Annotated in this window: 10 protein-coding genes; 1 reads left to right on the top strand and 9 read right to left on the bottom strand. The window is 41.4% G+C overall.

The window, feature by feature from the left end:
* Positions 1–197: 197 nt before the first annotated feature.
* The 3 genes from ABD985_RS16160 to ABD985_RS16150 form a co-directional block, all read right to left on the bottom strand.
* Positions 198–434: a hypothetical protein gene (locus ABD985_RS16160; protein ID WP_345373522.1), complete on the bottom strand. Its 237-nt coding sequence runs from the start codon at positions 432–434 to the stop codon at positions 198–200.
* A 297-nt stretch (positions 435–731) separates the two neighbouring features.
* Positions 732–1,325, bottom strand: coding sequence for a GDYXXLXY domain-containing protein (locus ABD985_RS16155; protein WP_345373520.1), 594 nt, complete (start codon positions 1,323–1,325; stop codon positions 732–734).
* The gene (locus ABD985_RS16150) at positions 1,312–2,589 is read right to left on the bottom strand and encodes a DUF2157 domain-containing protein (RefSeq protein WP_345373518.1); all 1,278 of its coding nucleotides are present in this window, start codon (positions 2,587–2,589) and stop codon (positions 1,312–1,314) included. Before ABD985_RS16150 ends, ABD985_RS16155 begins: the two co-directional genes overlap by 14 nt.
* A 331-nt stretch (positions 2,590–2,920) precedes the next feature.
* On the opposite strand from ABD985_RS16150, the gene ABD985_RS16145 reads away from it, so the two are divergent.
* On the top strand, positions 2,921–4,063 hold the full coding sequence (locus tag ABD985_RS16145) for a PQQ-dependent sugar dehydrogenase (RefSeq protein WP_345373516.1): 1,143 nt from the start codon (positions 2,921–2,923) through the stop codon (positions 4,061–4,063).
* Between the two features lie 108 nt (positions 4,064–4,171).
* Here ABD985_RS16145 and ABD985_RS16140 read toward each other — a convergent pair whose 3' ends face one another.
* The 6 genes from ABD985_RS16140 to ABD985_RS16115 form a co-directional block, all read right to left on the bottom strand.
* Entirely contained in the window at positions 4,172–5,860 is a 1,689-nt protein-coding gene (locus ABD985_RS16140) for an RluA family pseudouridine synthase (RefSeq protein WP_345373514.1), read from the bottom strand.
* Positions 5,861–6,039: 179 nt separating this feature from the next.
* Complete coding sequence (gene smpB / locus ABD985_RS16135) at positions 6,040–6,504, bottom strand: SsrA-binding protein SmpB (protein WP_345373512.1); 465 nt, start codon at positions 6,502–6,504, stop codon at positions 6,040–6,042.
* Positions 6,505–6,527: 23 nt separating this feature from the next.
* On the bottom strand, positions 6,528–7,238 hold the full coding sequence (locus ABD985_RS16130) for a 2-phosphosulfolactate phosphatase (RefSeq protein ID WP_345373510.1): 711 nt from the start codon (positions 7,236–7,238) through the stop codon (positions 6,528–6,530).
* Positions 7,239–7,603: 365 nt separating this feature from the next.
* Complete coding sequence (locus ABD985_RS16125; RefSeq protein WP_345373508.1) at positions 7,604–8,455, bottom strand: hydroxymethylglutaryl-CoA lyase; 852 nt, start codon at positions 8,453–8,455, stop codon at positions 7,604–7,606.
* 334 nt (positions 8,456–8,789) lie between these two features.
* On the bottom strand, positions 8,790–10,133 hold the full coding sequence (gene gdhA, locus ABD985_RS16120; protein ID WP_345373506.1) for an NADP-specific glutamate dehydrogenase: 1,344 nt from the start codon (positions 10,131–10,133) through the stop codon (positions 8,790–8,792).
* A 252-nt stretch (positions 10,134–10,385) separates the two neighbouring features.
* A complete protein-coding gene (locus ABD985_RS16115) occupies positions 10,386–11,621 on the bottom strand; it encodes a PP2C family protein-serine/threonine phosphatase (protein ID WP_345373504.1) in 1,236 nt (411 codons plus the stop codon).
* Between the last annotated feature and the right edge of the window lies 1 nt (position 11,622).

Here is an 11,622-nt window from a genome sequence, read left to right as displayed (position 1 = left end):
TACAGATGTGACTATTTGTTCAATTGCTACACTGCAAAGATGCAGGATTGTAGCAGAACAGAATGTGACTGTGATCACATGGATTATAGAAAAGGAAAGGAACTATTTGGAGGTAAGAGGTAAAAAGTAACTGGTCGTAGCGTCCTCGCTACGACCTAAAAGCATTTTGGAGGCTCCAGCCTCCAGTCATAAAACAACTAATATGTCTCCTGCAGAAAGTAATGATGAATATACGCACAAGCTGCCGCTTCTGTCGAAAACTGCTGCTCATCGTGCTTATGTCCTTTTTCATCCAAGTAAAAAACTTTCCAATAGCCCTTATCCTTGGTTAGAATAATTGCATCCGGTATAAGCTCTCCCTGAAGGGAGTAGTGTGTAAATGGAACGGCTAAAACCCTCAACCGCTCTTGTAAAGCAAATCTGTCCATAGTCATTAGGAAAAAAGTTAATATTAGGGAACATTGATTAATACAAGTGTGTTATCTAAGTACAATATGGAAGGCTTTGCACCTAAGACTTAGCGAGAGTAGAGTTTTAGAGTTGTTGCTAAGATTTTAAGGGGTAAGCGCTTCTATTTATAGAGGTCCAAAGGGTTACTAGTTGGTCAGAGTTTCTTTTGTAAAGCTGATCAATGAATGTTCTTTGGGCTTCCTTTTTGCGTTTATTGTTTATCGTTTATAACCGATAACCGATAAATAAACCTTTCTCACCTTATATCCGCAAGGGTACATTTAAAAATTGGGCGACTTTGCTGTATTATCCTCCACCTGCTCTACTGCTTCCTCAATCGGAATCCCATCCACCATCACTCCTTTTAATACATAATCGCCTTCTTTTATTCCTACGGAGGCATAGACCTGATGCTTACCAGCATTACTTTCTCGGTACATTTTCTCCGCTTTTAAGGCTTTACTTTCTTCCATAAAATATTTACGGAAAGGATAATGAATACGCACCGCACTGCTATCATGCGTAAACCAGGCAATCTCGGCTTTTATATAGTCTTCTGGAACACTTGGCTCATAGGCTGTCATATCCTTTGGGATAGCAAATCCTTCAGCATCCTCTTGCAAAGTAAGGTATACCTCCATTCCTCGTTCCCATACCGTAGGGTCACTTACGGGTACCTCTGCATCCCTAAAGTTCAAGGTGATATACTTACCTCTAAAAGGGTCATAAGGATCAACCGGTGCCGTTCGGAATTTATATACCTTTCCCGAAAAAATGATTCCTTCCTTTTTTAGTATCATTTGAGCTGGCACGGCTATTTGAACAATAACCATGATCGCAAAAGCTATCCATAACCATTTTTTATTTTCCTTCATGTCCTGTACGTTTTTTAAGCATCCAATAATTAGCCATAAAAAATCCTACTCCCATGACCACAAATAGTATCCCTCTACTGACAAAGCTCAGGTCGGAGTCAAAAAAGCGACAAGAAATTAAGGCCGCTAATAAAAGCATTCCAAAATTGAGTTCTCCCAGTGCCTGTCGTTTACTGCCATTAATCACTACCCAAACTCCTACAAGCAACAGCAATGTATTTACCAATAATGAAGCGGCCACTGCATGTTCTGTTCCTACTAAAAAGATGAGGACAAAAACCAACGAAATATAGGCTAAGGGATCTATAGTGTCCTTCTTATCCTTTGGCCAATATAAATACAGCATGCCCATATTCAACAAAACAAACGCTATTGGTAGAAACACTTCCCCACTCATATAAAACGTATGTCTACTCACCTCACGCCAGGGTTCATCAAAGCTCCATATCAGCAGCATAAACATCATCCCAGCCACTCCTATGACCTGATAACCATTCTGTCGCTTAAGTAACGTACTGAAATAAGGGAGCTTTCCCATCAGGTATAATACACCAAAAAGACTAAAGTAAGCGAGTAACATTAACTCCTCCTGACGTTCTGCCATACCTCCCAATACCGTTATCAAGGACAACGGGAAGAACCAATGATGGAAAAAAGTGAAGTTACTGTTTTTGGCCTGAAGGCATAAACGGTAATAAAAAGGAACTGCTCCTCCTAACAACAACCAATACAACGTAGGAGGTGTAGATGGATAATTATAGCCTTCATGACAAGCGTAAGCGGTAATCCCTATCAGGTATAATAAAGACGCCATCGATGAACGAAGAATATAGACGATCGGCAGTACTAATAAGGACCATACCAACAGGAAGCTGCTCAGATCACCCATGATATGGTAAATCTGACTTACCAAGGAAATACTTGCCCCTATCGCAAAGGTTAGAAAAACAGCACTTCCTTCTCTCCAGGCAGATTGTCCTGATTTTCTAAGAAGCGTATACAAAGCAATTCCCTGAGCAATCAACAACGGTAAAAAAGCGAATAATAACTTGACGGGACGCTGCAGCTTATCCCAGTTATGAGCTATAATCAAGATCACTCCCAACCCTACCAGTAATGCTCCCAAGACTCCAAATGCCAAGATCAAACGGTGTGGTGACCGTCCACCTTTCCGCTCCATATAGTAAGCACGAATACGGTTAGCCATCTCATCTGTGATGACTTCAGCATCCAATAGTTCATCCAAATCTTTCTTTAAACTCATCCTTGAAGTTATTATTGTTGATCATGTTTAATTGAGCTTCGCTCGTTCATGATGTTTAGATCTAAAAGGTATTCAAACCCACACTATCCTTTCCCCTACTTTCAATCTTACAATACACATACGCAGCAAGAGTGTATTTTTACGAAAAAAAATTCTATGCAGTTACGAAAATTACAAATTTTCAAGAAAAAATCACAAAATTGAAAAGGAAATCACGATTGTTTTATATTCATCAAATTAGTTATACTTGTTCCTTTCTTATTTTTAAATCATCTATAAAACCAATTCATGGTTCCTCTCCATAAAGAGGGAGCTATACTAAATATCATTTATGAGACATTTTTTACGAAAGCACTCCCCACTATTCATTCTTAGTATTCTGTTTCTTTTTTCTTGTTCTTCTACCACTGAAAAACAGCAGATCAAACAGCATACTTCCCTGCCCATTGATCGATTGACACTACCGGAAGGTTTTCAGGTTTCTGTTTTTGCAGAAGGTATTAAAAACGCCCGTTCCATGGCATTAGGGGATAAAGGGACGGTCTTTGTCGGTAACCGTAAAGAGGATAAAGTATGGGCCTTGGTGGATAAGGACGAAGATGGTATTGCAGAGCGTGTATACCTACTTGCCAAAGACCTTAAAATGCCTAATGGTGTCGCTTTCAAAGATGGTGACCTATATGTGGCTGAGGTTAGTCGTATCCTGAAGTTCAGCAATATAGAGGAAAACCTGAATAACCCTCCTGCGCCAGAAGTCATCTACGACCAATACCCTACAGAAACACATCATGGATGGAAATACATCGCCTTTGGTCCTGACGGTAAGCTATACGTTCCAGTAGGTGCTCCTTGTAACATTTGCCTTTCAGAAGATCCTCAATATGCTTCCATTACCCGCATGGACCCGGACGGCTCCAATATGGAGGTTTACGTACATGGTGTTAGAAATACCGTAGGATTTGCCTGGCATCCTGAAACAGGCAATTTATGGTTTACTGATAACGGGCGTGATATGATGGGCGATGATATTCCTGACTGTGAAGTCAACGTAGCCACGGAAGCAGGACAGCACTTTGGATACCCTTTCTGGCATGCCGGAGATGTCAAAGACCCTGAGTTTGGAAAAGATACCAACGCTGAGGACTATATCGCTCCTATTCAAAAAATGGGCGCACATGTAGCTCCACTAGGGATGTCCTTCTATAGTGGAAAGATGTTTCCTGAGGCTTATAAGAAGAAGGTATTTGTCGCAGAGCACGGTTCATGGAACCGCAGCAAGAAATCTGGATATAAGGTATCCATGATCACCTATGAGGGAGATAAAGCCATCAAAAAAGAACCTTTTATAGAGGGATGGCTAAATGATAAAACGCAGAAGATATGGGGGCGTCCCGTGGATGTATTGGAACTAAAGGATGGCTCTATCCTTATTTCTGATGATTATGCGGGAGTAATCTACCGAGTAACCCATTAAACCCATGGCGGTGCCATGGGCTATGGGTACCGCCGTGGACTATTGGCTCCAACGTAGATATTATATATAATGGCGTTGCCATGAATAGCCCATGGCAACGCCATGGGTTTATAAAAAGGAGGGTTTACCAGAGGTAATCACCATTTTTTTTCGGGTAACCGGATGCAAAAACTCCAACTGCTCCGCATGCAGGTGCAGTCGTTGCTCACGGGTGCCATATAGGTCATCCCCAACAATAGGAGCATTCAATCCCTTGGGATGTGCGGCATGTACCCTCAACTGATGTGTCCTTCCGGTTACTGGGAAGAAGTGAACCAATGTTCTATCAGCAGAGCGATCGATGACTTTCCAATGAGTCGTCGCAGGTTTCCCGTGTTCATAGCATACAAGCTGTTGAGGACGGTTATCCAAATCTACTCTCAGGGGCAACTCTATCGTGCCACGCTCACCCTCTACCCTGCCTTCTAGTTGAGCAATATAGCGCTTCTTTACTTGTCGCTTTTCAAACTGATCCTGCAAAACTTCATGAGCCATCTTGGTTTTAGCAATCAGCATCAGCCCTGATGTAGACATATCCAAACGATGTACCACTAAAGGCCCTGTCGCCTTAGGGTACTTGGCGAGCATACGTTCATACACGGAATCTGTAATCGTCTTTCCAGGAACAGAAAGAAACTCCTCCGGCTTATTCACGATCACGATCACCTCATCCTCATACACTATTTCCAGTTCTTTTCCCTCTGCAGGGTTCTTGAGCATGGGATTTTCATCTACCGGCATTCCTTGCAACATATGTCCCAAGATAGGCTCACATTTTCCTCTGCAGGCTGGATAAAAGTGTCCATGCTTACGGATCTCAGAGGCCGGAGATTTCCCCCACCAGAATTCCGCCATAGCGATAGGTTTCAACCCATTCATAAATGCATATTGTAAAAGCTTTGGAGCCGCACATTCCCCTGCCCCTGATGGAGGTTGTCCTAAAGGAGTATGCTTAAAAATATCCCACAAGCTTTTCTCTTCCTGTGCCTGATTTAAGAAGGTATATTGATTGAACAACTGCTTTTGCAGGTCAGCACTTTTCTGCTTTCTAAGGTCCTTTAACGCTTTAATTTGCTTTTGATGAATAGCAATTTGTTCTTTCAGGTCTTCCAAACGAATCTTCCACTCTTTCGCCATTCTTTTGTAGTGACGTTGATGGTCCTGGCTTTCCTTACTAAATTGCTTTTGCAATTCCTCAAAAGCTTCTGCTGTCAGTTCTTCTTTTGCTTCCTTTCTTTTTTGGTCCCTTTCTTTTTTCTGGGCTTTAATAAAAACCCTTTGATTGGCTAGCTCCTCCTCACTTCTTGTCGTTTCTACTGTTAAGGTTTGCTGCAACTCTTTATAGCGATCATCTTGCTGTAATTGCTCTACTTCTCGATTAATGGCATTTAACTCTTCTTCTCCTCTTCGATAAAAGCCTTCCTCTTTTAACATATCAAAGACTGGAGGGACAAATTGACTATGGTGATTACTATTTGCAAGCTTGCCAGAAAATGCTGACAGATACCCCAACTCTCCTGTAGGTTTCTGTACAATCAAAACCCCAAACATCTTTCCGATGGCCGTCTCCTCATCTTGTCCATGCAGCCCAAAATTATGAACCCATTCGGTTTGCTCAACCAAATGGGTTTGTAGTTCCTTCGCTGCTTGAATACATAAAGGGTGAGGTTCGTAATTAAAAGGAAAGGTGAAACGCTCTGGTAACGTTACTGTATCTTTCAGGTCCGTTCCAAACGGAATAAAACAATCTCTCTTCATCTTCTTTTCTCCTTGTTGAATCGTTGATTCGTTGAATTGAGCTTCGCTCGTTGATTCGAGTTGATATGTTGATTGATACAAGTATTACAAATTATCGAAAAACAGTTCAACTCGAATCAACGAGCGAAGCTCAATTCAACTCACCGAAGGTGAAATTCAACGATTCAACATTAATTATTTTAATAGCCGCTACGAGCGATATCTCTTTTGGCATCCTTTGTCTTAATATCCTGACGTTTATCGTACAATTTTTTACCTTTTGCCAAAGCAATTCCTACCTTGATCAATCCTCTCTCGTTAACCATGACATGGGTAACTACAATCGTCAGCCCTTGTTCTTTAAGGCTTTCTTGTAGTTTGTTCAACTCTTTTCGCTTCAATAACAGCTTACGATCACGTTTCGCTTCATGGTTGGCATGACCTCCCATTTCATAAGGAGAAATGTGCATTCCCCTTACGTAAAGTTCTTTCCCTATAAAAAGACAATAAGAGTCCTGTAAGGTTACATTCTGTAAACGAACAGATTTCACTTCACTGCCTTTCAAAGCAATTCCCGCATGAAACTTCTCCAGAAACTGATAGTCAAAGGAAGCCCTACGGTTTTTAATAAAAATATCTTTCTTTATTTCTAATTTCTTACCCATTATCTCTATTTACAAAAAGTAATTCAATTTCTCGTGTTATGGGCATATAACCCACCTTCCCTTAAAATAGGGATAGTCTCAAATTTATCATGCTCAAAGCAAAAAGCAAGATCTTTTTCCGCATTTAATCCACTCAAACGCTTAACGTGAGAGGCTTGTTGCATAAAACCCAAGATATTTCCCTCTACAGAACGATAAAGTGTACTAGCTGCCAAAGCCGCATCATCCATCTCCCAATCACTTCCCAAAGCATCTACCAAAGCTCCTGCAAAAAGAGTATCTTCCATACTGTACAGGTTTTTCCAACCCGCACAAACCACCACCACATCTTCTGTTTTACTGATAAGGTATTCCTTAATCGCTGATAAATTAAGAAAAGCTCCGATGATCACCTCTTCTGCTTCTGCAGCATCATTGATCGCACGTGTTCCATTTGTAGTGGTCATAACGATGGCTTTCCCCACTTGGTTCATATGCTCAAAAGGTGAGTTCCCCAGATCGAACCCTTGCAGTTTCGCACCTCCTCTTTCTCCCGCAATCAAAGGTCCTCTCCCTTGATAGGCTAACGCTTCCTCTACCTTACTGACTGGAATAACCTTCTCCACACCAGTTGCCAAGGAAGTCACCATACAGGAAGTGGCTCTTAATATATCAACCACGACTGCTATTTTCCCTTTCAGGTCAAACAAAGGCAACATTTGTGGGGAATGACAGACTGCAATACTTCTCTTCATATTGTAAATTGGTTATCGCTTATCGTTTAATAGACTTTATCACAGTTTACTTTGTATGAGTGAATTGTAGAGTTTAAAACTTTACACTAAAAGCTTAACCGATGTGGTAAACCGCTTGGTCCAAGAGCAATTCCTTACTCGTACCTCGTCCGGAATTTGAACTCTTGAACCAGTTTAGTGGTAGCCCTCTGGGCTGTTGAGAAAGAGCAGTACTACAAAATCTCAACAGTCCATAGGGCTACTCAACGGCACGCAGTGCCACTCAACAAGCGGCGTAACCGACGCCATGTAATGGACTCAACTGTCAGTTATTTATTCAACCTTAATGTAAGGCGTCTCTACGAATTATTTTACGGTTTAATTTTTTAATTGGAAGGCAATAAAATACGTCGTCTTTCACTGGCAATCGCCAAGGCCTCCATATTCATCTCAGGCAATGCATCAATAGACATCAAGTACTCTACCAAGGTCTCTGTCGAAATATTTCCAGTTAGGGAATCTTTTGCCATAGGACATCCACCCAATCCCCCCATAGCGGAATCAAAACGACGACAGCCTGCTTCATAAGCTGCCTTCACTAACGCATAGGCATCCTGAGGTGTAGCATGTAGATGAGCACCTATTTCCATTTCAGGGAATGCTGGCAATACCATTTCAAAAACCTCTTTGACCATAGACGGCGTTGCCGTTCCTACAGTATCTGCCAAAGCAACACGCTGTACCCCTATCTCCTGTAGTTTTTCTGTAAACTCTGTTAATAACTCAGGAGAGTAAGCATCCCCATATGGATTGCCAAACCCCATGGAAAGATAGACGACTAATTTGCGGTAACTCTGCTCGCATAAATCATTGATACGATCGACCACTTTTATGGCCTCCTCAATAGACTTGTTGGTATTGCGCTGCTGAAAGGTTTCAGACAACGACAGTGGAAAACCCAAAGTAGCGACTTCGTCAAAATCGAGCGCATCCAATGCTCCCCTCACGTTTGCTACAATGACCAATAACTTAGAATTTGCCTGATGAAGATCCAATCCCCTCAACACCTCTGCAGTGTCCCTCATCTGTGGAATTGCCTTAGGAGACACAAAGCTTCCTACGTCGATGGTATCAAACCCGATTTTAATCAACTGATTGATATAACTGATTTTTGTTTCTGTGGGAATAAATTCGGCAATTCCCTGCATGGCGTCTCTAGGGCACTCAATTATCTTCATGTAATGGTCTTTGATTGCGTTAATCGTCAAAAAATGGATGTAACGATAAATTTAATAAGATCCTGCACCATGACCAAAAAAAATGCCACAGGGGGCATTAAGGTTGAATATTTATAGAATTATGTTGAATCGTTGAATTGAGCTTCGCTCGTTGATTCGAGTTGATTTGTTGTATGATATGAGCATTAGCATACATTTCAATCAACATTTCAACTCGAATCAACTCACCGAAGGTGAAATTCAACGAGCGAAGCTCAATTCAACGATTCAACAAGGCTTGTCTCTTTTATTCAACCTTAATATCCCTGTGACTTTTATTGAGAGTTAGTATTTACTAAAGTACTCCGTAAGCCAACATCGCATCCGCTACTTTTACGAAACCTCCAATATTAGCTCCCTTTACGTAGTCTACCCAATCGTCCTCATCACCGTACTCCACACATTTATCATGAATCTTTTTCATAATCTGCTGCAGTCTTTCATCCACCTCTTCAAAAGTCCATTGCAAACGCATAGAGTTCTGTGTCATCTCCAAACCTGAGATAGCTACACCACCCGCATTGGCTGCTTTACCAGGACCAAATAATATTTTTGCTTTCTCAAATACCTTTAATGCCTCGTTTGTGGAAGGCATATTTGCTCCTTCACACACCAAGATACAGCCATTTTTGATCAGAGTTTTAGCCGCTTCACCGTCTAGCTCATTTTGAGTTGCTGAAGGGAATGCTAATTGTGCTTTTACTCCCCAAGGGTGCTCATTAGGGAAGAACTTCGCATCTGGATAGTCCTCTACATAACTAGACAGATCCCCTCTTTTCACCGTTTTCAGATGAATGATATATTGTAGCTTCTCGGCATCAATACCGTCTTGATCATAAATATACCCACTACGGTCGGACATCGTGACTACCTTGGCGCCCAGATGAATCAGTTTCTCAACCGTATATTGCGCCACATTACCTGCTCCTGATACGATTGCCGTTTTACCGTCTAACGTATGTCCTTTTCTAGCCAACATTTCTCTGGCAAAGTACACACTACCATATCCTGTTGCTTCTTTACGAACATTGGAACCACCAAAGGCTAATCCTTTACCCGTCAATACCCCTGTAAACTTATTGGTAATACGGCGGTACTGCCCGAACATATAACTAATTTCTCTTGCTCCTACTCCAATATCACCTGCAGGAACGTCCGTATCTTTACCGATATGGTGATACAACTCTGTCATATAAGCCTGACAAAAACGCATTACTTCATTATCGGACTTCCCTTTAGGATTGAAATCAGAGCCCCCTTTGGCACCACCCATAGGAAGAGTCGTCAAACTATTTTTGAATACCTGCTCAAAACCCAAGAACTTTAGCGTACCCAAGGTCACAGACTTATCAAATCGCAAACCTCCTTTATATGGTCCGATCGCACCATTAAACTGCACGCGGAATCCACGGTTTACCCGTACATTTCCTTTATCATCCTGCCAAGTTACCCTGAAACTAACTACCCTATCTGGCTCAGTCATTCTCTCCAGAATACTTGCATTCAAATACTTAGGGTTATCGTTAATAAATGGAATCAGTTTTTCAGCTACTTCTTCTACTGCCTGATGGAATTCTGGTTGTCCAGGATTACGGCGCTTCAAGCCGTGCATGAAGCCTTTTAGATCTAATTTTGTCATAGGGTATATTTATTCCGTGGTATGATATATATGTTTACTATACTGATACTATTGATTGCTCATGGCTATCTTGCTGAAAACAACAAGTTCACGTTACAGGAACAAGCAATAGTACTATTTGGTTACTTATTTCTTAATGGTAAGGCAAGGTAGTTGTTCCAATTGTGTAAAATCAATGACGGAGATTATCAATTATCAATAAGTAAGCTACTTGGGCAACTCAACTAAACAACATGAACGAGCGAAGCTCAATTAAACATCATCAACAGAACGATTCAACACTCTGGAAGAAAGAAGGGTAATATCATCTACATACTCCTGGTGTTCCTTAAAGGCATCCAATTGTTTCATTAGTTTACGGTGCAATGCTTTCTGGTCTAATTGCCAGTTTTCTTGCAAAAACTCCAGCAAGCGTTTATCCCCAAACTCTTCATCCTGATCATTCGCTGTTTCAGTAATGCCATCGGTATAGCAGAACAAGAAGAACTCTTTAACTCCTTGCAGTTCTCCCACTTCCAATAGTGGTAATTCTTTAAAGGTTCCTAAAATGGTTGTTCCTGTGAGTAAATGAGAAGGCTTCCCATCCATAAACAAGATAGGCGGATTATGTCCGGCATTCACGTAAGTGATCTTATGAGAAGAGCGATGGTAGATCATTAAAAATGCCGTGATAAAGTTCTCTCCTTGTGCATTTTCCATAATCAGGCGATTCAGTTCCTTGACCATATCCTTAAGGTTACTCTCCTTCTTCACCAAGGTTCGTACTCCCCCCTGGAAATTGGACATCAGAATCGCTGCAGGAAGTCCCTTTCCTGACACATCTGCAATACAAAATAACAATCGATCCTCGTCAATAGGAATAAAGTCATAGTAGTCTCCTCCGATAGAATGGTGAGGGAAATAACTTGCTTCCACAAAGAGGTCTTCCTCATTAGGCAAAGACTTTGGAAATAGTAAAGCCTGTACATTTCCAGCAATCTCCAATTGTCGCTTATACTCCCTCTGACGGGCTTCTTTTCGAGCAAATCGCTTATTCTCTACTGCAACGATAATGATGTTGGCCAAGGCCTCGATAAAAGCCACTGACAGTTTTTTATCTTCCTCATTATTATCCAATCGTTCCAATACTACATAGGCCAAAGGTACATCTTTGTGCTTGATTGGAATCAATAGATCCAAGGAAGTGAAACGAGGATCTTTCTCATAATGAAAAGACCCTACCGTATCGATATTCGTTAATTCTAACGGAAAATACCATTCCTTATCGCCTACTACGATTTGATGGGATACCATCTGTTTCCAGCGCCCCTCATCATCCGACACAAAGAGGGCAAACTTCCCCACCAAGGGGTTGGATGCTACGGTAAATTTAAATATTCTATAAAGATCCGACTCGGAAGCATTGGTATTGATTGCCTCAATCGTCTCAAACAAAGCACTGAGCTCCAGCTCTTTGATTTTTAGTTTACTTTCTATGGATAAGGCCATA

Source organism: Algivirga pacifica, assembly GCF_039543525.1.
GTDB classification, from domain to species: domain Bacteria; phylum Bacteroidota; class Bacteroidia; order Cytophagales; family Flammeovirgaceae; genus Algivirga; species Algivirga pacifica.
The sequence above is the reverse complement of the archived record's forward strand: the minus strand, read 5'-3'. Positions and strand labels throughout refer to the sequence as shown.

What these genes read in the sequence shown, in the direction of transcription:
- ABD985_RS16160 (WP_345373522.1), bottom strand. Translation starts at nt 434, where the DNA reads ATGACTATGGACAGATTTGCTTTACAAGAGCGGTTGAGGGTTTTAGCC.
- ABD985_RS16155 (WP_345373520.1), bottom strand. Translation starts at nt 1,325, where the DNA reads ATGAAGGAAAATAAAAAATGGTTATGGATAGCTTTTGCGATCATGGTT.
- ABD985_RS16150 (WP_345373518.1), bottom strand. Translation starts at nt 2,589, where the DNA reads ATGAGTTTAAAGAAAGATTTGGATGAACTATTGGATGCTGAAGTCATC.
- ABD985_RS16145 (WP_345373516.1), top strand. Translation starts at nt 2,921, where the DNA reads ATGAGACATTTTTTACGAAAGCACTCCCCACTATTCATTCTTAGTATT.
- ABD985_RS16140 (WP_345373514.1), bottom strand. Translation starts at nt 5,860, where the DNA reads ATGAAGAGAGATTGTTTTATTCCGTTTGGAACGGACCTGAAAGATACA.
- smpB (WP_345373512.1), bottom strand. Translation starts at nt 6,504, where the DNA reads ATGGGTAAGAAATTAGAAATAAAGAAAGATATTTTTATTAAAAACCGT.
- ABD985_RS16130 (WP_345373510.1), bottom strand. Translation starts at nt 7,238, where the DNA reads ATGAAGAGAAGTATTGCAGTCTGTCATTCCCCACAAATGTTGCCTTTG.
- ABD985_RS16125 (WP_345373508.1), bottom strand. Translation starts at nt 8,455, where the DNA reads ATGAAGATAATTGAGTGCCCTAGAGACGCCATGCAGGGAATTGCCGAA.
- gdhA (WP_345373506.1), bottom strand. Translation starts at nt 10,133, where the DNA reads ATGACAAAATTAGATCTAAAAGGCTTCATGCACGGCTTGAAGCGCCGT.
- ABD985_RS16115 (WP_345373504.1), bottom strand. Translation starts at nt 11,621, where the DNA reads ATGGCCTTATCCATAGAAAGTAAACTAAAAATCAAAGAGCTGGAGCTC.